The following is a 20431-nucleotide window of genomic DNA, read 5'->3' on the forward strand; positions in this document are numbered from 1 at the left end:
AGTCGCCTTTTTTTTGTCTGTAATAAAGTGAGATGAGGAGCGAATCCATGAAACCGTATCAGCGCCAGTTTATTGAGTTTGCGCTTAGCAAGCAGGTACTAAAGTTTGGCGAGTTTACGCTGAAATCCGGGCGTAAAAGCCCCTATTTCTTCAACGCCGGACTGTTTAATACCGGGCGCGACCTGGCTCTGTTAGGCCGTTTTTACGCCGAAGCGCTGGTGGATTCCGGTATTGAGTTCGATTTGCTGTTTGGCCCAGCGTACAAAGGTATTCCGATTGCGACTACAACGGCCGTTGCGCTGGCTGAACACCACGATAAAGATTTGCCGTACTGCTTTAACCGTAAAGAGGCGAAGACCCACGGTGAAGGTGGCAATCTGGTTGGTAGCGCACTTGAGGGGCGCGTGATGCTGGTGGATGACGTGATCACTGCCGGTACTGCGATTCGTGAATCCATGGAGATAATCCAGGCAAATGGTGCGACGTTGGCAGGGGTACTGATTTCTCTCGATCGTCAGGAACGCGGTCGCGGCGAGATTTCAGCGATTCAGGAAGTGGAACGCGATTATGGGTGCAAGGTGATTTCTATCATTACCCTGAAAGATCTGATTGCCTATCTGGAAGAAAAACCTGAAATGGCAGAGCACCTGGCCGCAGTCCGGGCGTATCGCGAAGAGTTTGGGGTGTAAGTCATCGCCCGGTAGCGTTAAGCTTACCGGGCAACTGTGTTACTGCAATTGAGCGGCAACTAACGGCCAGCGGGTGTCGAAATCATCCGTTGGACGATATTTAAATTCGCTACGTACAAACCGAGACAGCATACCTTCGCAGAAAGCCAGTAACTGGCTGGCCAGCAGCGTTTCATCCACGGTGTAGCCTTCACCTTCACGCATTCTTTTTTCTCGCAGAACCTGGCGTAGCTGCGACTCAATTCGCTCAAACAGCTGGTTAATGCGGCCTTGCAGACGGTCTTGCTCGAACATCAACGCGTGTCCGGTCAGAATGCGCGTCAGGCCGGGATTACGTTCACCGAACCCTAAAATCAGCAGGACGATTAGACGCAAGCGCGCGTTAGTATCCTTTTCATCTTTCAGAATCAGATTGATACGGGTAATCAGACTGTCTTCGATAAACTCAATCAGGCTATCGAACATGCGAGTCTTGCTGGGAAAATGGCGATACAATGCCGCTTCGGATACGCCAACTGAGGCTGCCAGCTTTGCTGTGGTGATGCGTTGGCTACCATCGCTGGACTCAAGCATCAGTGCCAGAGACTGAAGTATTTCTTCGCGACGATTCCTTTTCGCAGTTTGCTTTTCTACCATGTTACAAAATACCCCTGAAAATAAGCTCTTGCCAGGCAGGCATCCACACAGCGACCGCAAACGATTGTTTGCGGTATGTTATTGCGTTATTACGCTGTGGGATACTTTTCTGCGGGTTACTTGCGCCCGGAATGGCCGAAGCCACCTTCGCCACGATCGGTGGCTTCAAACTCTTCCACCAGATTAAATTCAGCCTGTACGACCGGTACAAATACCATCTGCGCGATGCGTTCGCCCGGTTCAATCGTGAAGCTGTCCTGACCACGGTTCCAGATGGATACCATCAGTTGGCCCTGGTAGTCGGAATCAATCAAACCGACCAGATTGCCCAGTACGATACCGTGCTTATGGCCCAACCCGGAGCGCGGGAGCATCACCGCCGCCAGAGAAGGATCGGCGATATGGATGGCTAACCCGGTAGGCACCAGCGTTGTTGCGCCCGGCGCCAGTTCTACGGCGTCATCAAGACAAGCACGCAGGTCAAGTCCGGCAGAACCAGAAGTGGCGTACGTCGGGAGCGGAAATTGTTGCCCTACGCGCGGGTCCAGAATCTTAACGTCGATTTTTTTCATCATAACGGGTCACGATCTCGTCGAGTAATAATTGGCCCAGGAGTTCTTTACGCTCAAGCGGTAAGACTTTGTCTCCATCCTGCCAAAAAAGGTGTAATGCGTTGCTATCGCTGTTAAACCCTTGAGTTGACAGCGAAACGTCGTTCGCACAGATCACATCAAGGTTCTTGCGGATGCGTTTTTGCCGGGCATATTCTTCCACATTATTTGTTTCGGCGGCAAACCCAACGACAAAAGGTCGGTTAGCATCCAGTGCGGCAACACCGGCGATGATGTCCGGATTTTTGACCATTTTTACTGTTAATTCATCACCCTGCGTCGCCTGCTTTTTGATTTTTTCGTGGGCGACAGTTTCAGCGCGGTAATCAGCGACTGCGGCGCAGCCGATAAAAATATGCTGTTGTTGTACCGCAGATTGCACGGCGGCTTCCATTTCCAGCGCGGTCATTACATCAACGCGCTGGACAAATTGCGGTGTGGTTAACGAAACCGGACCTGATACCAGCGTGACGTTTGCCCCGCGTTTTGCTGCAGCGGCTGCGATAGCAAATCCCATCTTCCCGGAACTGTGGTTGGAAATATACCTTACGGGATCAAGCGGTTCACGCGTCGGACCCGCTGTAATCATGATGTTGAGATGTTGCAGATCTTTGACAGGTGAAAAATGTTCTGCCGCCATATCCACAATCATTAATGGATCCAGCATACGTCCAGGACCGACATCGCCACATGCCTGGCTACCGCTGTCAGGGCCCCAAATGAGCAAACCGCGTGAGGCAAGAACGCCCAGATTGTGCTGGGTAGCGGCAGCGCGGTACATCTGCTGGTTCATGGCCGGCAGCACGGCAACAGGCGCTGGAGTTGCCAGACAAATCGTAGACACCAGATCGTTGGCCATACCGGCGGCAACGCGGGCAATCAGGTCTGCCGTCGCAGGGGCCAGGATAACCAAATCGGCCCATTTCCCCAGCTCAATGTGGCCCATCGCAGCTTCGGCTGCGGGGTCAAGCAGGCTGTCGGAAACGGGATAACCCGAAACTGCCTGTAAGCTCAGAGGAGTAATAAACGCTTTTGCCGCTTCGGTCATCGCCACGCGGACGTCAGCGCCGCGTTCCCGTAAACGACGCACCAGCTCAGGGGTTTTGTACGCAGCAATACCGCCACTGACGCCAAGTACGATTTTTTTACCGGCCAGGCTCATCATGATCTTTCCTGTTGGGTTTCACCAGAAGGCGGATATTTTATCACAATCCGCAATGTGTCGTGCTTTTGCCCGCGATCCAGTTTGCGAGGCGCTACGAAGAAGTGATAACAGCGCGTCGATTCTCCGCTGGCGTTATGCCACTATGCGGATGCGAAATGAGGGGAAAAGCATGGAAAATACAGGACGTATAATGCCTCGGGAAAAGCTGTTGGCGCAGGGCGCTAGCTCGCTGAGCGACGTTGAGCTACTGGCTCTTTTTTTACGCACCGGGATGCTGGGTAAAGATGTGCTTACGCTGGCGAAAGAGATGCTTCAGCATTTTGATTCGCTGTATGGCCTGTTGTCTGCTGATTACATGGATTTCAGCTATGTTCAGGGCATCGGTATCGCGAAGTATGCACAGTTGAAGGGAATAGCGGAGCTGGCGAGGCGTTACTACAACGTACGGGTGATTGAGGAGCGCGCAATACTTAGCCCGGAAATGGCGCGTGAATTTCTGCAAAGTCAGCTCTCACAAGAGGAACGCGAGATCTTTTTTGTGATCTTTATGGATTCTCAACATCGCGTGATTAAACACAGTAAACTTTTTTCCGGTACGATTAGCCACGTCGAGGTACATCCGCGAGAAATTGTCCGCGAAGCGATAAAAATGAATGCTTCCGCAGTGATCCTTGCGCATAATCACCCTTCAGGGTGTGCAGAGCCGAGCAAAGCAGATAAACTCATCACCGAGCGTGTTGTGAAATGCTGTCAGTTCATGGATATCCGGGTGCTTGATCATCTGGTCATTGGGCGCGGAGAGTGCGTTTCTTTTGCGGAACGCGGTTGGATTTAATGCACTTTACGCGATCCATCGGGATCTTTGTCTGTTCGGGACTTGAGCATAACGCCGGGTCAGCGTATACTACGCCACCTTTGAGAATCTCGGGTTTGGCATTTGGGCCTGGCAATCGAGAGTTCACTTAGAACTATGCGATGACCGGGCTGTAAAGCCTGACGAGGCGCCGATACCCCATACGAAGCTCGAGCTAATTTGATTTTTGGAGAATAGACATGTCCCGAGTCTGCCAAGTTACTGGCAAGCGTCCGGTGACCGGTAACAACCGTTCCCACGCACTGAACGCGACTAAACGCCGTTTCCTGCCGAACCTGCACTCTCACCGTTTCTGGGTTGAGAGCGAGAAGCGTTTTGTCACCCTGCGCGTATCTGCTAAAGGTATGCGTGTAATCGATAAGAAAGGCATCGATACAGTTCTGTCTGAACTGCGTGCCCGTGGCGAAAAGTACTAAGTACTTAAAGAGGAAATAAATCATGGCTAAAGGTATTCGCGAGAAAATCAAGCTGGTTTCTTCTGCTGGTACAGGTCACTTCTACACCACCACGAAGAACAAACGTACTAAGCCGGAAAAACTGGAACTGAAAAAATTCGATCCAGTTGTACGCCAGCACGTACTGTACAAAGAAGCTAAAATCAAATAATTTTAGTTTCGATGTAGCAAAAAACCTCGCCTCGGCGGGGTTTTTTGTTTTCTGGCCGTCCCCATATTAATGAGACCTGATACACCGCCGGAGATACTATGCCTGAATTACCTGAAGTCGAAACCAGTCGTCGCGGGATTGAGCCGCATCTGGTGGGAGCAACGATTATGCACGCGACTGTGCGTAACGGTCGTTTGCGTTGGCCGGTATCAGAGGAAATCTATCGTCTGAGTGATAAGCCTGTTCTGAGCGTACAGCGGCGCGCGAAATACCTGCTTCTGGAGCTGCCGGATGGCTGGGTAATCATTCATCTGGGGATGTCGGGTAGTTTGCGTATCCTTCCTGAAGAGCTTCCGGCAGAAAAGCATGACCACGTCGACTTGGTGATGAGTAACGGCAAAGTCCTGCGTTATACCGATCCGCGTCGTTTTGGTGCCTGGCTGTGGACTAAAGAACTGGATGGGCATAATGTCTTCGCCCATCTTGGCCCTGAGCCGCTGAGCTACGATTTCAATGCCGGTTACCTGCAGCAGAAATGTGCGAAGAAGAAAACCGCGATTAAACCTTGGCTGATGGATAACAAGCTGGTGGTGGGGGTGGGAAACATCTATGCCAGCGAGTCGCTGTTTGCGGCGGGTATCCATCCTGACCGTCTGGCGTCATCGCTGTCGCAGGATGAGTGTGAACTGCTGGTGCGCGTTATCAAGGCGGTTTTGCTGCGTTCTATCGAGCAGGGCGGGACGACGCTGAAGGATTTTCTGCAAAGTGACGGTAAGCCGGGCTATTTTGCTCAGGAGCTGCAGGTCTATGGGAGAGAAGGCGAACCCTGTCGCGTATGCGGCGCGCCAGTCATTGCGACAAAACACGCCCAGCGCACAACGTTCTACTGCAGGTGCTGTCAGAAATAACACCCTATCGGCCGGACGCTCATCCGGCCAGACGAATTACTTCAGTTTACTCAATAATGCCTGATGGACGTTTTCCGGCAGAAAATGCGTCACGTCACCCTGGTGGCGGGCGACTTCTTTCACCAGTGACGATGAGATAAATGACCACTCTTTAGACGGCATCAGAAAGACGCTTTCCAGTTGCGGCATGAGATGACGGTTCATATGGGCCAGCTGCATTTCATACTCAAAATCAGCCACCGCACGTAGACCACGGATCAGAATGTTAGCCTGATTATCGCGGGCAAAGTTTGCCATCAGATCGCTGAAGCCCAGAACTTCCACATTGCCGAGATGCGCCGTTGCCTGTTGTGCCAGCTCAACGCGCTCTTCAAGGGGAAACATCGGTTTTTTACTGGGACTTGCGGCAATTGCCAGGATTACGTGATCGAACATGCTGGTCGCACGCGTCACGATATCAAGATGGCCGTTAGTTATGGGATCAAAGGTTCCTGGATAAATCGCCCGTTTTTGCATGGCTTGCCTCAATGCGTTTTGGGTGGCAGATAAGGTTCCAGCAGCTGCAGCAGACGCTGAAGCGCGCCCTGATTTTGATACAGAACTTCAACTGCGTGACGGCCATAAAAATTACGATAATCTGCATCGGTCAGTAAAGAAGAGACTTCTTTCGCCAGCGTGCTTGCGTCGGTGACGGTGATCAGTCCGCTTGCCTGTTCAAGGCGGGCGCAAATATCTTTAAAATTAAACGTATGTGGCCCCATCAGTACCGGAATGGCATGCGCTGCCGCTTCAAGTGGGTTGTGCCCACCACGTTCGACCAGTGAACCGCCGACAAAAGCAAGATCGGCAATACCGTACAACAACATCAGCTCGCCCATGGTGTCGCCAATCACGACCTGAGTACCTGATGACGGAACTTCGCCCGAAGAGCGTGTCATATAGCTTAGTCCAGCCTGGCGTACGAGGTTGATGGCATCCGGGAATCGTTCAGGATGTCTGGGTACCAGAATCAGTAATAGATTAGGGAACTGGTTTAATAACGCCTGATGGGCGGCAATGATAATGCTTTCTTCACCGTCGTGGGTGCTTGTTGCGATCCATACCGGGCGGTGAGGCGCCCATTGCCGACGCAATGTAACCGCTTTTGCAGCCAGTTGTGGCGTGACGGAAATATCAAACTTCAGGCTACCAGTAACGGTGACCTGATTGCTTCTGGCGCCAAGCGCAATAAAACGCGCGCCATCTTCTTCATTTTGCGCAGCAATGAGCGTAATGCGACGTAGCAATCTGCCAACAAATTTACCCAATTTCCCGTAGCCAGCAGCCGAGCGAGCTGAAAGCCGGGCGTTGGCGATAACCAGAGGAATATGGCGTTTGTGCAGTGCTGCAATGAGATTTGGCCATAGCTCAGTTTCCATAATTAACACCAGCTTGGGGTCAACTTTATTCAGGAAACGATTGAGTGCGTCAGGTAAATCGTAAGGTAAATAGACGTGCTGAACGTCAGCACCAAACGCAGACTGGACACGCTCTGAGCCAGTTGGCGTCATGGTGGTAACCGTGATTGGCAAGTCAGGGTAACGATGTCGCAGAGCGCGGACCAAAGGGATCGCTGCCAGCGTCTCACCCACAGATACCGAATGAAGCATGATGCCGCCTGGCTTTAGCGGACGGCGGTAAAAGCCGTAGCGTTCACCCCAGCGTTTACGGTAGGCCGGAGCCTTACGTCCGCGCACCCAAAGCCGTATCCAGATCAAAGGCTGAATAAGGTAGAAAAGGGCGGTGTAAAGCAATTCGAGCATAATGGTAGCTGACTTATGAATGTGCTGGGGATTCTATGTATTTAACTATGGCTTTACCATCATTTTTATCCAGGTTGTCTCAAAACGATGGAATTGGTGAAGCATTATTTTAACAGGTGGTTATTTCAAAAATGCATAGGACCGCATTTACATGACTTAACGTCTTGTGCGGCGTGGGTTTTCTGGTGAGCTATTTTAATTTATATCTTTATGTTTTTAATAGATTATTTTGTTTTTTGTTCAAAAAATATTCATTTCGGAATGCGTGGCAATAAATGATATACTACTGCACAATTTCAGGTAGCTAGCGGGCAGGGACGTTTCGAAAACATGAGAGGTAATCTTTTAATGGTTCAGGCTTGGATTACACGACTCTGATGTTTCCGACTCGGTATGTCTGGCGACGCGATGCGGATATTGATGCATGAATATTGCTTTTTGTTTGTACAAATATTTTCCCTATGGTGGGCTACAGCGTGATTTCTTGCGGGTAGCACTTACGGTTGCTGCGCGTGGTCATCATGTTCAGGTGTTTACCCAGTCATGGCAGGGCGAGCGTCCGGATGAACTGGAAATTATACTTGTCCCCGTCTCATCCAGAACCAATCACGGGAAAAATGAGCAATATTATCAGTGGGTTCAGGATTATTTACGTCAGCATCCCGTCGATCGTGTCGTCGGGTTTAACAAAATGCCTGGCTTGGATGTGTATTACGCAGCCGACGTTTGCTACGCGGAGAAAGTCGCCCGTGAGAAAGGCTTTTTCTACAAGTTGACGCGTCGGTACCGGCATTACTCCGCTTTTGAAAAAGCGGCATTTCAGCAAGGTGCTGGTACCACGCTATTGATGTTAACTGATAAACAAATTGGTGATTTCAAACATCATTACCAAACTGAGAGCCAGCGTTTTCGTATTCTGCCACCAGGAATATACCCTGACAGAAAGTACAGCCAGCAACCTGAAAACAGCAGGCAGATTGTCAGAGAAAAAAACGGTATTGGTCTCGATCAGTTTCTACTCCTGCAGGTAGGTTCTGATTTCAAACGCAAAGGCGTGCCAAGAACATTGCAGGCGTTGGCTTCTTTACCTGAGGCTATACGTCACCGTACGCGATTGATGGTTGTTGGTCAGGATAAGGCCGATCGTTACCGCACTCAGGCTCGTCAATTGGGTATTGAAGAACAAGTGCAGTTCTTCTCGGGGCGGGATGATGTCGCTGAATTGATGTCTGCGGCCGATTTATTGCTTCACCCGGCTGTTCAGGAAGCTGCTGGTATTGTCTTGTTGGAGGCTGTAGTTGCCGGGCTGCCAGTATTAACCACTGAAGTATGCGGCTATGCGGGTTATATTAATGCCGCCCAGTGTGGGGTGGTGATTCCTGAACCTTTTGAACAGGAAAATCTGAATACAGCACTTTTCGATGCGCTGCAAAATAATGAGCAGAGAAGTTATTGGGTCAGGAACGCGCGGCATTTTGCTGATACAGAAGATCTCTACAGCCTGGCAGATAAGGCTGCGGATATCATTTTAGGTCTTGATAATGATTGAGTTAAAAGAACCATTTGCCACGCAATGGCAAGGAAAAGACCCGTTTACGGAAGTCACTAAGTTGGATGGTGAAGTTTTTCGCGCTCTGGAAACACGGCGAACCCTGCGTTTTGAGATGATGGGTAAAGGGTATTTCCTTAAATATCATCATGGAACCACGCTTAAAGAAGTGGTTAAGAACCTTATTTCTTTACGTATGCCTGTACTTGGCGCAGACCGTGAGTGGTTGGCAATTCATCGCTTACAGGAACTGAATGTTGACACAATGACCGGTGTTGCATTTGGGCAGAAAGGACTGAATCCTTTAGAGCGAACCTCATTTATCATCACTGAAGATCTCTCTCCTGCCATAAGCCTTGAAGATTTTTGTGCAAGGTGGAAAGTTGAGCGCCCTGATTTTGTATTAAAACGGACAATTATTACCCGCGTGGCAGAAATGGTGGGTAAAATGCATCGGGGCGGGGTAAATCACCGGGATTGCTATATCTGCCATTTCCTGCTCCAGCAGCCGATGCCGGCAGACGTTGCGAACATCAAACTTTCCGTAATTGATTTGCATCGTGCACAAATACGCCAGCATGTACCACGTCGCTGGCGGGATAAGGATCTGATTGGACTCTATTTCTCTTCACTTGAGATCGGGTTGACGCCCAGAGATATCTATCGTTTTTTACGTGTCTATTTTTCGATGCCACTACGTGAAATCTTTCGTCAGGAAGTCAGGTTGTTTGAACAGGCTGTCACAAAAGCGCAAAAAATAAGACAAAGAACAATTAGAAAAGCGCTATAAATAACACATGAAGTTTGAGGCCATTTTATTATGAACATTGATTTCCAGAAGCTAATCATTCAAAAACATGTTATCGACAGCTCCTCGCATGATAAGAGTAAAAAATTAAGTGTTGCGTATGGCGTCGATCGTAATTTTTTGTTTGGTTCCGGCATTTCTATGACCTCAGTATTAGTGAATAATCCTGATATTGATATTCACTTTTATATAGCAACAGACTATATCGATGATGATTATCTGGAGAGCGTAAAACGCCTGACGCAAATGTACAGTACGACAGTCACTGTCCTTGTGTTCGATAACGCGGCATTTCGTGAGTTGCCGAGTACGAAAGCATGGACTTATGCAATGTACTATCGTTATTTCGCATTTGAATATTTAAGTACTGAGTTAAGTTCGGTACTGTATCTTGATGCCGATGTCATTTGCAAAGGTTCTCTACGAGAACTTACCGAGATTAACTTCTGTGGGGAATATGCTGCTGTTATCAATGATGTTGATGAAGTACGTACTAAATCCGGCAACAGGCTCGGTATTCCTGAACTGAGTAATGGATACTTTAACTCCGGAGTGGTGTTTGCGAATCTTGAAGTTTGGCGTGAGCAGCAGTTATTGACAAAGGCATTTTCTATCTTAGATGAACGCCAAAAAGAACTGCTTTATTTTGACCAGGATGTTCTGAATATATTATTCGTTGGTAATGTGATTTTCCTGAGACGAGATTTTAACTGCATTTATGGTGTAGATCAGGAACTAAAAAATAAAAACGATAAAATTTACCAGAATTATATTACAGATGATACTGTTTTAATACATTATGTCGGTGTCACTAAACCATGGCATACATGGGCAAAATATCCAGTGGCTAAATTTTTCATCGACGCATATAAAAAATCCGCATGGGCGGAAAAATCCTTATTAAATGCAAATACAGCAAAATTGTATAAACGAAAGTCACGGCATGAGAGAGTGCAGCGGAAATATATCCGCTCTGTGCTAAGTCATGTTATGTACATAAAAAATAAGTTACACAATACAAAAATATATTGAGTATAAAAATAACTTGTTGGTAATAAATTAAATAGGTGTAGCGAATGAATTTTGATTGTCATCAGTCTATAAAAAATATCCTTGATTTTAATCAAGCACCATCTGGACAACAAGCACAACTTAACATCGCTTGGGGTGTTGACAGAAATTTTATGTTTGGTGCCGCAATCTCGATGACATCGGTACTGTTGAATAATAAAGATTTAAATATCCATTTTCATCTTTTTACCGACTACATTGATGATGATTACAAGCAGCGGGTTGCAAAATTAGCAGAGCAATTTTCTACAAACATCACAATTTATGTTATGGATGCTAATGGGTTAAAAGTATTACCAAGTGGCCACGCGTGGTCGCACGCAATGTATTTCAGATTTATAGCCTTTGAGTATCTTGGTGAGGAAATTGATACGCTGCTATACATTGATGCGGATGTAATATGTAAGGGTTCCCTTTTCGAACTTACGCAAACTGATCTTAGGGATCATGTTGCGGCGGTAATCACTGATGTTGATGATAGCCCTGCCAGAGATATTGAGGAAAATAGAGATTATTTCAATTCTGGTGTAATTTATGCAAATCTTAAAAAGTGGAAAAAACAAAATTACATCAATTCTGCTTTTGATATTTTATTGGATAAAAACAATAAGCTTTCATTCCCAGATCAGGATGTTTTGAATATTCTCTTCTTAAAGAAAGTGATCTTTCTGGAAAGAAGGTTTAATGCTATTTATGGTATTAAACAAGAGTTAAAAAGCAAAGATGTTACAAAATATAAAGATTACATAAAACCTGATACTATTCTAATCCACTATGTTGGCGTGACTAAACCGTGGAACTCTTGGGCAAATTATCCTTCGGCGCAGTACTTTGTACAAGCGTGGAAGGTTTCACCATGGGCTGATATTCCGTTGTTACTAGCCAGAACGCCAAAGCAATATAAGAAGAAATCACGACATGAAAGGCTGCAAGGAAAATATTGTGCTTCAGTAATTAGCTATATCGGCTATTTACGTGCAAAGTTACAAAATAAGTAAAAACTCCCGTAAGGGAGTTTTTACTTAGCGCAGTTTTGTATTGAGATATTTCAGATACCATTTGATAGAACTGAGGTAATTTCCCCTTTTGGCTTCCTGACGCGAGTAAACCCTATAATCAGTAGGCCTCATACGTGGAGCATAAGAGCGCATTTCTGTGTTCTGCCATGGTGTAAAATGATGGTAGAAAAGATAGAGTTGCTGTGAAAGCCCTGTATGTTCTTTATACCAGGGCTTTCTTCCGCCAGTGAAATGAATAATTCGCGGCAGTGTCTCTTTTTGATAGAAGAAAATATCTTTTTGTTGGTCATTAAACCAGTTAAATAAAAAATTCCATCGATTATCAATGAATTTGACATTGCCATCGATTGCAATATTCAAGGCATCTTGATCAGGGTAGGGGAGGCTTTCTCCCCGATCAAATAGAATCTGATTGGCTTTTTTTTCAATATCATTTTTAAGCCAATTTTTTATGTTAATATAAAGAAATCCGGAGTTAAAATAAGAGGAAGTATTAAGCTTTAAGCGGTTGGCATTTTTGATATCAGTGTTATTTAACGAGTCATGACTGGCAGCACAAATTACCTCGCTAATATCAATGCTATTAATATCATGAATTTTGTCGAAGCAAAGAGTATCTGCATCTAAATAGATAAAGTACTCTACTTTATCTTTAAGTAGGCGAGGTACGACCAACCTCATATAGATTGAACGGTTCAGATGTTTGATTGCAAAGTCATTATTATACTTTTCAATCTCTTCTTTATCGATACTGATAACCTGAATTTTATCACTAGTAGAACGCAGTTTATTGATTTCTTCGTCAGTAACATCATACACAAAGACAAAAAATGACAGGTCCTGTTCCGGGTTGTTCATTATGACAGACATAATGGACACTGCTACATATTCCAGATAATTAGCATCTGTACAGTAAGCAATATTAATAATGTTATTTTTGTTGTCCATTTATGCTTTCTCATTACCTTGAACATTGTCATTATCATGAAGTACCGTATCGATAGCGTCAACCACGGCCTGTTCCGGTATCCATGTCAGATATTTTTTTGACCGGTCAAGTTCATCCCGCGAAGGCATCGGATGGTATTCGCCAGCCCAAATCAAAATGGCTTTATCAGACCACGGCTTCCATTGTTGAAAATTGGTGGCACCAAACAGGCAAACTTGCGGTGTCTTTAGCGCTGCTGCCATATGCATCGGTGCAGAATCGACACCAATGTACAAAACAGCATGGTCGATCAACGCAGCCAGTTGCAGGAAGGTTGTTTTACCTGCCAGCGTCAGGTCGGGGGGAGATTGGCACAGTTCAGCAATGCGCTGAACCTGTTGCTGCTCACTTAATGCTGGCCCACAGGTAAGATAAACATGCAAACCACGCTGATGCAGGTGGTCTATAACATGCGCGAACTTCTCATCATCCCAGCATTTAAACTCTTGCCTGGCAGTGGGCTGAATAACGACATATTTCTGCGCAGGCAACGTGGGTAACAGGGATACCAGATGTTGATAATCGTCCTGCCGATAACTCAGTGACATCTCTTTCTTCAATTCTGCTTCGCTAAAACCAATGCCTTTTAGAATCGATAGGTTTTGTTCAACAATATGTGTCCCAATTGAGGGGGTTACTCGCGTAAAAAGTCGGTTCCAGTGATTTTTCTCGCGCTGGAAGGCAATTGAAGGACGGCGTAAAGAGGCGATAAGTGCACCAATTGGCCATTGCTCGGTAAGGTTAACAATCAGGTCATAGTGATTTTTCTTCAGTTGCTGACGTACTGAGAGATAATTTTTTGCTGTTGCCAGCAGGCCCTGTTTTTTCTCAATGAGATAAAATGCATTGATGTCTTTGTGGGCTGCTAAGATTGCTTTGGTATCTTTATAAAGGAGCAGATCGATCTTGGCATGTGGATAACGAGCCCGAATGCTGGCAATGACCGGCGTTGTTAACAGAACATCTCCATAAAATTTGAGCTTGCAAATAAGAACTCGGTCAATTTTTTCAAACATGTTAAAATCCCTTTCGAAAAAATAAGTTCTTAAAACCAGATATTGTTTTATATCTTATTTCAGAAATAGAACGATCAATATGGGGGTATTTCATTTTAAGAATTATTTTTTTCTTAACGATTTTTGTGTCACAGCATGCTAGTGCATTCTGAATGTCATTCAGCATGCTTTCGCTGTAGCGATAATAACCTTTTTTCTTGCGTAACAGTTTGCGTCCTTCCAGAAAACAGTTGATGATCATAAATGTGGCAACAGTACGCTTTGCGCTATTACTATTTATATGGTTATACATTTTACGCATAGCAAAAAAGATACTATCCGCATCACTATCAATAATGTTCTCGGTAATACTTTTATCATTTACTCGGTAAAAATATAGTTTTTGCTCTATTTTTAAAATAGTATGGCATTTGAAATATTGGAACGGACAAAAAATAACATCTTCATAGCGGCGATATTCTTCAAATCGATCCATACCAATCACGTCACGATGGAAGATTTTCGTCACGAGATGCCATTGTCCGGCACGAAAAGTTGGTATCAGCGGCGCGTAGTTATCGTTTGTTAAAATGATTTCGTGTTGCACCAGAGAGTCTTCCGTATCAGGTTTGTGGTGATACAAATTATGGATATCTCTGGTTAAGTTGAACTCCACAATATCATACTTACCCGCTCTCAATTTAGGGAGAAGGATTGTGAAATAATCTGGGCAGACAATATCATCACTGTCAACAAAGCCAATATATTTCCCCGTCGCATGGGTAAGCCCAACGTTACGGGTGATAGCAACTCCTTGGTTTTTATGACTTATGTACTTGACGTTATTGCAATTCTGCTCACGATAAAATGCCTTGATGCGCTCTTCAGTTAAATCTGTTGAGCCATCGTTAACAATGATTATCTCCACATCATCAGTGATGTTTTGGTGAATAGACGCCAACGTCGCTGTGATAAATTCAGCATTGTTGTACGCAGGTATAATAATGCTCAGTAAATAACCTGATGCGTTAATCATGGCATCGTTCTCTCATTAGATTCGTGCTCAGCATCGCTGCTAGACATAACGCCAGTACGCAGCTCAGAGCTTCACCTTTGGCATATAATAATAAATCACTCAAGCCATAGATAGCGATTGCGCCTGAGATAACGAACAACAAGGGGCTACGTTGCCAGTAAGCTGTTAATAACATGGCGATATAGAGCAAGAGTAGCACAACAACCCCAGGGATGCCCTTTAGCGAAAAGGTATCAATGATTTCGTTATGCAGATGGACGTTAATGAACTCAAGAGCTCCTTGTAGGGAAGTATCTTGCACCGCAAGTCGTTGAATTTCTGCGCCGCGTTGTTCAAGTGACTGTCCCCAGTCATGGCCTTTCCCGGATTCAATACCTGCCCGTTGCATCGCAAGTCTCGCGCCAATAGAGGTATTGCTATTGTTTTGATTATAAGAGTGCAGATCGACCAGGAAGTTCTGATAGCGACTTTCAATGACTGGTTTTAACGGAATTGTCGCCAGCCCGGCCAGCACCACAAAGGCCAGTAATGCTTTTAATAACATAGTGCGGTTGTGGCGGTAGTGCATGAAAAATAATCCGATACTCAGGATCGGATACACTAATATCGCTGCTCGGGTCTGCGTTGTGATGATCACCGCCAGCGATATCAAAAAATGTAACAGATAGAATAAAACGGTGCGTTTCAGACGTAGATTAATAATGGCTTGTGACGCCAGTAACGCAATTAACGTAAGTGCATAGGCTGTGCTTGTTTGATGTTCAAAACCCAGTGCAACACGGTAATTTAAAGGTTCAGCAGCTCCAGCAAGTTGGTAGCCCGCGAAAAGATACAAGCCGATTGCTGTGAGGAGCGTCCAGATACTGGTAATGCGAGTTTTATCGGCACACGGCTCTCGCGATGTCAGAGCTGTCATAACCAGTGCGGTGAAAATCATCACTTTTCCACCGTTCTGGTATGAACGATAGGCGCCGGTAAAGGCTGAGCCTGGTTGTTTAAATACTTCTACCCAAATAATCTGGAGCAAACCGAAGAGCAGCAACATAAAAGGCAAAACCAGGTTTTGTTTGTGACTGCACACATACTTTATATTTTTTCCTATAATCGGCAGAGACAGAGCCGTGGAGAAAATAAATACCTTCAATGCTTCATCTGGATTGACCAGTAGCATCGCAAGAGTTACCAGGATCCCAGCATAAAATAAGACGTATATAAAATCGAAAGGATTATTTTTGATACTACAAGCAAAACGAGAAAGCGTATGTTGGCGAAGCATAGATCGTCTCTTAAAGTTAAAGCAAATTATTATCAATTAGCGATACGTTGACTAAGCTTGCGTCCAGATCCTGCAATTTTCCGGAATGGCTCTGCTGTGTGTATTGATTCTTTCCATACCCACCAATCAATCCTGGGTCTGTTGGGCCGTATAACGTGATATTAGGGCGATCCAGCGCGGCGGTTAAATGACTTAGGCCTGTATCAACCGACACCACGAATTTTGCCCTCGCCAGGATGCGAGCAACCTCTTCCAGACTCATCCGCGGCAGGACATCGACGTAAGGAAAACCTTCTGCCAACCTTTTGGCTCGCGCTTCTTCATGGGGGGAGCCCCAGGGCAGTTTAATACGTATGCCTGCGTTATTTAACAGGCCAATTAGCTCCCGCCAGTTGGCTTCCGGCCAGTGCTTATCATCGCGCGTTGTGGCATGCAGAAATACGGCATATTTGCCTGTATCAGCATTGCATCGATTTACAAAATGCTGAGCGATAGCGTAATCACCTTGCGACTGCGGTTTGGCATATCCCAGACTTTTGGCGAACAATTCACGCGTACGTTCTACCGCGTGCTGCTGTTTGGCAATGTGATGTTTGCGATTATAAAACAGGCTAGCCAACGGCTCGCGGGCCGTACTCCAGTCCATACCATGCTTGACGCCCCGCGCCAGACGCGTCACCAACGCAGCGCTTTTAACCAGACCCTGCGCATCAATTATCGCGTCATACTGCTGCAAACGCACCGCATCGCGAAATGCTTCACGCTCGGCTTTAATCGGCGCTGAAAACCAGGCTTTACGCCAGCGGCGAATCGCGACGGGGATAACCCGGTCAACGGCTGCATGCCAGGAAGGGATCTGGGCGAATCCTTCCTCGACCACCCAATCAAATTGAATGTTCGCAATGGCCTGTTGCGCATCGGTTAATGCGGGCAACGTATGCAGTACATCGCCCATAGAAGACGTTTTAACGATCAGAACCCGCATCCGTCAGGCTTCCTCTTGTAACAACAGGTCATTGAGTTCTTCCAGTACGCGCTGGGGAGTGATGTCAATCAGACTTTGGTGATAGCCTTCTGCCGCATCGCCCTTGCGTACTTTGTGATAGCCCGTAATCAGACGAATAACCCGTGCTTTGTGCGACAACGGCGGAGTAAAGTCCGGACTACTTGGGCCATACAACGCTACCAGAGGTCGATTCAACGCTGCGGCAACGTGCATTAATCCAGAGTCGTTGGTGACGACCGCTTTGCAGGCGGCGAGCAGAATGACGGCCTGCTCAAGCTGCGTTTCACCCGCCAGATTACGGCACCAGGCCTGCTGCTCAACGCTTAGCGTTGCCATGATTTCATTTCCGGCTTCATGGTCTTTTGCTGAGCCAAACAGCACAATCTGATGACCTTCGTCGATCAGTTGCTTAGCCAGTTCTGCGTAATGGTAGTGTGGCCAGCGTTTCGCCGGACCAAATTCCGCACCTGGGCAAAAACCGATGATGGGGCGTTCGGCAGAAAGGGAGAACTGACTACAAGTCAGAGACTTTTCACCTTCGCTGACCTGCAACTGTGGCCATAGCAGAGGCTGCGGCAAATCTTTAGCCGACAGCATCACGCCTTTATCGTAGGCCAGGGCTACATAGCGTTCGACCATCAGCGGCCATGCGTCTTTATCCAGCACGCGCGCATCGTTGAGCAGGCCGTAGCGCATTTCGCCACGCCAACCGGTGCGATGCGGGATGCCTGCAAAAAAAGGCACCAGCGCGGATTTAAACGAGTTAGGCAGCACATAAGCGCGGTCATAGCGTTTCTCACGCAGGCTGTGACCGAGTTTGCGGCGTTCGCCAATCTCCAGCGCGCCGTGTCCCAGCGGCATGGCGATGGCTTCGTTGACTTCAGGCATACGCGACAGCAGCGGACGGCACCATGCCGGTGCCATCACGTCGATTATCGCCTGGGGATAGCGCGCCTTAAGCGTGCGATAGAGACTTTGCGACATCATCATGTCGCCCACCCATGACGGGCCGATCACCAGTATTTTCATGCTAACTTCTTACGCGTCGCGGTTCAGCCAGGCCATATATTCCGTTACGCCTTCGGCAACGGTCTTAAACGGCTTGTCATAGCCCGCTGCGCGCAGGTTAGTCAGGTCTGCCTGGGTAAACGCCTGGTAGCGGCCTTTCAGTTTTTCCGGGAATGGAATGTACTCAATGCTGCCTTTTTTGTGGTACGCAAGCGTAGCATCAGCAACGGCCTGGAAAGATTCCGCACGACCGGTACCGAGGTTAAAGATGCCGGAAACCCCGTTTTCCAGGAACCACAGGTTCACTGCAGCCACATCGCCAACGTAAACGAAATCACGTTTGAAGTTTTCGCTGCCTTCGAACAGTTTTGGCGTTTCGCCATTGTTGAGCTGGGTATTCAGGTGGAAAGCGACGCTCGCCATGCTGCCTTTATGGCCTTCACGCGGTCCGTAGACGTTGAAATAGCGGAAGCCAACAATCTGAGAATTGGCTTCCGGCAGGATCTGACGAACGTACTCGTCGAACAGGAATTTTGAGTAGCCGTAAACGTTCAGTGGTTTCTCGTATTCACGGGATTCGATGAAATCAGAAGTGCGACCGCCGTAGGTGGCGGCGGAGGACGCGTACAGGAACGGGATTTCACGCTCCAGGCAGTAGTGCAGCAGCTCTTTAGAGTATTGATAGTTGTTATCCATCATATACTTGCCGTCCCACTCGGTGGTGGAAGAGCATGCGCCTTCGTGGAAAATCGCTTCGATATCGCCGAAATCTTCCCCGGCCATAATCTGGATCAGGAAGTCTTCCTTGTCCATGTAGTCAGCAATATTCAGATCCACCAGGTTAACAAACTTGGTGCCGTCTTTCAGGTTGTCCACCACCAGAATGTCGGTGATGCCTTTATCATTCAGGGACTTAACGATGTTGCTGCCGATAAAGCCCGCGCCGCCGGTAACGATGATCATAAATGTAACCTTCGAATTATGGAGTCAGAGACAATCTCAGACACGAATACTTTCTATCATATCACTACATGGCCCAGGCTTCAGCCATTCACCGATAAGCCGTGCGGGTACACGTGATTTATGCTTCATTTTGAAGAAGTGGTGATGCGTCATCTCGTATCAACGTATAGCTTTGGGTAATATGTGCTGAAATTTGCCCAGTCTGGAGAATTGAAATGCGTGGGGATTTTTACAAACAGTTAACGAACGATCTCGACACCGCACGTGCGGAAGGATTGTTTAAAGAAGAGCGCATTATTACATCTGCCCAGCAGGCGGATATCACCGTGGCGGACGGAAGCCACGTTATTAACTTTTGTGCGAACAACTATCTGGGGCTGGCTAACCACCCGGAGCTGATTGCGGCGGCAAAAGTAGGTATGGATTCTCACGGATTTGGCATGGCTTCGGTACGCTTTATTTGCGGTACCCAGGACAGCCATAAGCAACTGGAGCAAAAACTGGCGGCATTCCTCGGTATGGAAGATGCCATCCTTTACTCTTCCTGTTTTGATGCCAACGGCGGCCTGTTTGAAACGCTGTTGGGTGCGGAAGATGCCATTATCTCTGATGTCCTGAACCATGCTTCTATCATTGACGGCGTTCGTTTGTGTAAAGCAAAGCGTTTCCGTTACGCCAACAACGATATGGTCGAGCTGGAAGCGCGCCTGAAAGAAGCGCGTGAAGCGGGTGCTCGTCATATCCTGATCGCCACCGATGGCGTGTTCTCTATGGACGGCGTGATTGCTAACCTGAAAGGCGTTTGTGACCTGGCAGATAAATACGACGCGCTGGTCATGGTTGATGACTCTCATGCCGTCGGTTTTGTCGGTGAGAATGGTCGTGGCTCCCATGAATATTGTGACGTAATGGGCCGTGTGGACATCATCACCGGGACACTGGGTAAAGCACTCGGTGGCGCATCCGGAGGTTACACTGCAGCGCGCAAAGAAGTGGTTGAGTGGTTGCGTCAGCGTTCTCGTCCGTATCTGTTTTCCAACTCACTGGCTCCGGCGATTGTTGCTGCGTCCATTAAGGTACTGGAGATGGTGGAATCCGGAGCTGAACTGCGTGACCGACTGTGGGCGAACGCACGTCAGTTCCGTGAGCAAATGTCTGCCGCTGGCTTTACGCTGGCCGGTGCCGATCACGCGATTATCCCGGTGATGTTGGGTGATGCGGTGATCGCGCAGGACTTTGCTCGTGAACTGCAAAAAGAGGGGATTTACGTTACCGGGTTCTTCTATCCGGTGGTTCCGAAAGGTCAGGCGCGTATCCGTACCCAGATGTCTGCGGCGCATACCCCTGAGCAGATTACGCGTGCTGTTGAGGCGTTCACACGCATTGGTAAACAACTGGGCGTTATTGCCTGAGGATGTGAA

Annotated in this window: 21 protein-coding genes and 1 pseudogene; 10 read left to right on the top strand and 12 right to left on the bottom strand. The window is 47.3% G+C overall.

Annotated elements, in window-relative coordinates; all coding sequences use genetic code 11:
* The first annotated feature begins 47 nt into the window (after nucleotides 1-47).
* Entirely contained in the window at nucleotides 48-689 is a 642-nt protein-coding gene (gene pyrE / locus NMD08_RS00565; RefSeq protein ID WP_061066836.1) for an orotate phosphoribosyltransferase, read from the top strand.
* Between the two features lie 39 nt (nucleotides 690-728).
* Here the strand turns inward: pyrE and slmA are convergent, their stop codons facing one another.
* The 3 genes from slmA to coaBC form a co-directional block, all read right to left on the bottom strand.
* Nucleotides 729-1325: a nucleoid occlusion factor SlmA gene (slmA, locus tag NMD08_RS00570; protein WP_005122608.1), complete on the bottom strand. Its 597-nt coding sequence runs from the start codon at nucleotides 1323-1325 to the stop codon at nucleotides 729-731.
* A 116-nt stretch (nucleotides 1326-1441) separates the two neighbouring features.
* Nucleotides 1442-1900: a dUTP diphosphatase gene (dut, locus tag NMD08_RS00575; protein ID WP_006687626.1), complete on the bottom strand. Its 459-nt coding sequence runs from the start codon at nucleotides 1898-1900 to the stop codon at nucleotides 1442-1444.
* On the bottom strand, nucleotides 1878-3098 hold the full coding sequence (gene coaBC / locus NMD08_RS00580) for a bifunctional phosphopantothenoylcysteine decarboxylase/phosphopantothenate--cysteine ligase CoaBC (protein WP_286539491.1): 1221 nt from the start codon (nucleotides 3096-3098) through the stop codon (nucleotides 1878-1880). Before coaBC ends, dut begins: the two co-directional genes overlap by 23 nt.
* Nucleotides 3099-3270: 172 nt before the next feature.
* Between coaBC and radC the strand changes: the two genes are divergently transcribed.
* From radC to mutM, 4 genes are all read left to right on the top strand, one after another.
* Nucleotides 3271-3936, top strand: a complete 666-nt coding sequence (gene radC / locus NMD08_RS00585; protein WP_151217024.1) for a DNA repair protein RadC — start codon at nucleotides 3271-3273, stop codon at nucleotides 3934-3936.
* 218 nt (nucleotides 3937-4154) lie between these two features.
* Complete coding sequence (gene rpmB / locus NMD08_RS00590) at nucleotides 4155-4391, top strand: 50S ribosomal protein L28 (RefSeq protein WP_002436699.1); 237 nt, start codon at nucleotides 4155-4157, stop codon at nucleotides 4389-4391.
* A gap of 22 nt (nucleotides 4392-4413) precedes the next feature.
* Nucleotides 4414-4581: a 50S ribosomal protein L33 gene (gene rpmG / locus NMD08_RS00595; protein WP_003024094.1), complete on the top strand. Its 168-nt coding sequence runs from the start codon at nucleotides 4414-4416 to the stop codon at nucleotides 4579-4581.
* A 98-nt stretch (nucleotides 4582-4679) separates the two neighbouring features.
* Nucleotides 4680-5489 (top strand): bifunctional DNA-formamidopyrimidine glycosylase/DNA-(apurinic or apyrimidinic site) lyase, encoded by an 810-nt coding sequence (gene mutM / locus NMD08_RS00600; protein ID WP_370619329.1) that lies wholly within the window; start codon nucleotides 4680-4682, stop codon nucleotides 5487-5489.
* A gap of 36 nt (nucleotides 5490-5525) precedes the next feature.
* Here the strand turns inward: mutM and coaD are convergent, their stop codons facing one another.
* Complete coding sequence (gene coaD / locus NMD08_RS00605) at nucleotides 5526-6005, bottom strand: pantetheine-phosphate adenylyltransferase (protein ID WP_370619331.1); 480 nt, start codon at nucleotides 6003-6005, stop codon at nucleotides 5526-5528.
* An 8-nt stretch (nucleotides 6006-6013) separates the two neighbouring features.
* Complete coding sequence (gene waaA, locus NMD08_RS00610; RefSeq protein ID WP_370619333.1) at nucleotides 6014-7291, bottom strand: lipid IV(A) 3-deoxy-D-manno-octulosonic acid transferase; 1278 nt, start codon at nucleotides 7289-7291, stop codon at nucleotides 6014-6016.
* A gap of 424 nt (nucleotides 7292-7715) precedes the next feature.
* On the opposite strand from waaA, the gene NMD08_RS00615 reads away from it, so the two are divergent.
* The 4 genes from NMD08_RS00615 to NMD08_RS00630 are packed head-to-tail and all read left to right on the top strand — an operon-like array spanning nucleotide 7716 to nucleotide 11717.
* Nucleotides 7716-8840, top strand: coding sequence for a glycosyltransferase family 4 protein (locus NMD08_RS00615; RefSeq protein WP_151217020.1), 1125 nt, complete (start codon nucleotides 7716-7718; stop codon nucleotides 8838-8840).
* Nucleotides 8833-9630: a lipopolysaccharide core heptose(I) kinase RfaP gene (rfaP, locus tag NMD08_RS00620; protein ID WP_151217019.1), complete on the top strand. Its 798-nt coding sequence runs from the start codon at nucleotides 8833-8835 to the stop codon at nucleotides 9628-9630. Before NMD08_RS00615 ends, rfaP begins: the two co-directional genes overlap by 8 nt.
* Before the next feature lie 30 nt (nucleotides 9631-9660).
* Complete coding sequence (locus NMD08_RS00625) at nucleotides 9661-10680, top strand: glycosyltransferase (RefSeq protein WP_252838572.1); 1020 nt, start codon at nucleotides 9661-9663, stop codon at nucleotides 10678-10680.
* A 44-nt stretch (nucleotides 10681-10724) separates the two neighbouring features.
* Nucleotides 10725-11717 carry a glycosyltransferase family 8 protein gene (locus tag NMD08_RS00630; RefSeq protein ID WP_370619336.1) on the top strand — a complete coding sequence of 331 codons (993 nt, stop codon included), beginning with the start codon at nucleotides 10725-10727 and terminating at the stop codon, nucleotides 11715-11717.
* Nucleotides 11718-11741: 24 nt separating this feature from the next.
* Here NMD08_RS00630 and NMD08_RS00635 read toward each other — a convergent pair whose 3' ends face one another.
* The 7 genes and pseudogenes from NMD08_RS00635 to rfaD all read right to left on the bottom strand — a co-directional run bounded on the left by NMD08_RS00635 (nucleotide 11742) and on the right by rfaD (nucleotide 19010).
* Nucleotides 11742-12686 carry a glycosyltransferase family 8 protein gene (locus tag NMD08_RS00635; RefSeq protein WP_252838571.1) on the bottom strand — a complete coding sequence of 315 codons (945 nt, stop codon included), beginning with the start codon at nucleotides 12684-12686 and terminating at the stop codon, nucleotides 11742-11744.
* Complete coding sequence (rfaQ, locus tag NMD08_RS00640) at nucleotides 12687-13742, bottom strand: lipopolysaccharide core heptosyltransferase RfaQ (RefSeq protein WP_370619338.1); 1056 nt, start codon at nucleotides 13740-13742, stop codon at nucleotides 12687-12689.
* Nucleotide 13743: 1 nt separating this feature from the next.
* Complete coding sequence (locus NMD08_RS00645) at nucleotides 13744-14757, bottom strand: glycosyltransferase family 2 protein (protein WP_370619340.1); 1014 nt, start codon at nucleotides 14755-14757, stop codon at nucleotides 13744-13746.
* A gap of 250 nt (nucleotides 14758-15007) precedes the next feature.
* Nucleotides 15008-16033 (bottom strand): annotated as a pseudogene (locus NMD08_RS00650) (O-antigen ligase family protein); the annotation flags it as partial.
* Between the two features lie 16 nt (nucleotides 16034-16049).
* The gene (gene rfaC, locus NMD08_RS00655; protein ID WP_151217009.1) at nucleotides 16050-17018 is read right to left on the bottom strand and encodes a lipopolysaccharide heptosyltransferase RfaC; all 969 of its coding nucleotides are present in this window, start codon (nucleotides 17016-17018) and stop codon (nucleotides 16050-16052) included.
* A gap of 3 nt (nucleotides 17019-17021) precedes the next feature.
* The gene (rfaF, locus tag NMD08_RS00660; protein ID WP_252838568.1) at nucleotides 17022-18068 is read right to left on the bottom strand and encodes an ADP-heptose--LPS heptosyltransferase RfaF; all 1047 of its coding nucleotides are present in this window, start codon (nucleotides 18066-18068) and stop codon (nucleotides 17022-17024) included.
* 9 nt (nucleotides 18069-18077) lie between these two features.
* Entirely contained in the window at nucleotides 18078-19010 is a 933-nt protein-coding gene (rfaD, locus tag NMD08_RS00665; protein ID WP_003827312.1) for an ADP-glyceromanno-heptose 6-epimerase, read from the bottom strand.
* 215 nt (nucleotides 19011-19225) lie between these two features.
* Between rfaD and kbl the strand changes: the two genes are divergently transcribed.
* Nucleotides 19226-20422: a glycine C-acetyltransferase gene (kbl, locus tag NMD08_RS00670; protein WP_370619343.1), complete on the top strand. Its 1197-nt coding sequence runs from the start codon at nucleotides 19226-19228 to the stop codon at nucleotides 20420-20422.
* Nucleotides 20423-20431: the final 9 nt, after the last annotated feature.

The sequence above is a fragment of the Citrobacter meridianamericanus genome, assembly GCF_041320245.1.
Lineage (GTDB): Bacteria > Pseudomonadota > Gammaproteobacteria > Enterobacterales > Enterobacteriaceae > Citrobacter > Citrobacter meridianamericanus.

Bases quoted from the DNA above. Each gene is read 5' to 3' on its own strand.
- radC (WP_151217024.1), top strand. From the start codon at position 3,271: ATGGAAAATACAGGACGTATAATGCCTCGGGAAAAGCTGTTGGCGCAG.
- mutM (WP_370619329.1), top strand. From the start codon at position 4,680: ATGCCTGAATTACCTGAAGTCGAAACCAGTCGTCGCGGGATTGAGCCG.
- slmA (WP_005122608.1), bottom strand. From the start codon at position 1,325: ATGGTAGAAAAGCAAACTGCGAAAAGGAATCGTCGCGAAGAAATACTT.
- coaD (WP_370619331.1), bottom strand. From the start codon at position 6,005: ATGCAAAAACGGGCGATTTATCCAGGAACCTTTGATCCCATAACTAAC.
- NMD08_RS00630 (WP_370619336.1), top strand. From the start codon at position 10,725: ATGAATTTTGATTGTCATCAGTCTATAAAAAATATCCTTGATTTTAAT.
- rfaC (WP_151217009.1), bottom strand. From the start codon at position 17,018: ATGCGGGTTCTGATCGTTAAAACGTCTTCTATGGGCGATGTACTGCAT.
- NMD08_RS00645 (WP_370619340.1), bottom strand. From the start codon at position 14,757: ATGATTAACGCATCAGGTTATTTACTGAGCATTATTATACCTGCGTAC.
- rfaP (WP_151217019.1), top strand. From the start codon at position 8,833: ATGATTGAGTTAAAAGAACCATTTGCCACGCAATGGCAAGGAAAAGAC.
- rpmB (WP_002436699.1), top strand. From the start codon at position 4,155: ATGTCCCGAGTCTGCCAAGTTACTGGCAAGCGTCCGGTGACCGGTAAC.
- rfaQ (WP_370619338.1), bottom strand. From the start codon at position 13,742: ATGTTTGAAAAAATTGACCGAGTTCTTATTTGCAAGCTCAAATTTTAT.
- rfaD (WP_003827312.1), bottom strand. From the start codon at position 19,010: ATGATCATCGTTACCGGCGGCGCGGGCTTTATCGGCAGCAACATCGTT.
- dut (WP_006687626.1), bottom strand. From the start codon at position 1,900: ATGATGAAAAAAATCGACGTTAAGATTCTGGACCCGCGCGTAGGGCAA.
- rpmG (WP_003024094.1), top strand. From the start codon at position 4,414: ATGGCTAAAGGTATTCGCGAGAAAATCAAGCTGGTTTCTTCTGCTGGT.
- pyrE (WP_061066836.1), top strand. From the start codon at position 48: ATGAAACCGTATCAGCGCCAGTTTATTGAGTTTGCGCTTAGCAAGCAG.
- rfaF (WP_252838568.1), bottom strand. From the start codon at position 18,068: ATGAAAATACTGGTGATCGGCCCGTCATGGGTGGGCGACATGATGATG.
- waaA (WP_370619333.1), bottom strand. From the start codon at position 7,291: ATGCTCGAATTGCTTTACACCGCCCTTTTCTACCTTATTCAGCCTTTG.
- coaBC (WP_286539491.1), bottom strand. From the start codon at position 3,098: ATGAGCCTGGCCGGTAAAAAAATCGTACTTGGCGTCAGTGGCGGTATT.
- NMD08_RS00615 (WP_151217020.1), top strand. From the start codon at position 7,716: ATGAATATTGCTTTTTGTTTGTACAAATATTTTCCCTATGGTGGGCTA.
- NMD08_RS00625 (WP_252838572.1), top strand. From the start codon at position 9,661: ATGAACATTGATTTCCAGAAGCTAATCATTCAAAAACATGTTATCGAC.
- kbl (WP_370619343.1), top strand. From the start codon at position 19,226: ATGCGTGGGGATTTTTACAAACAGTTAACGAACGATCTCGACACCGCA.
- NMD08_RS00635 (WP_252838571.1), bottom strand. From the start codon at position 12,686: ATGGACAACAAAAATAACATTATTAATATTGCTTACTGTACAGATGCT.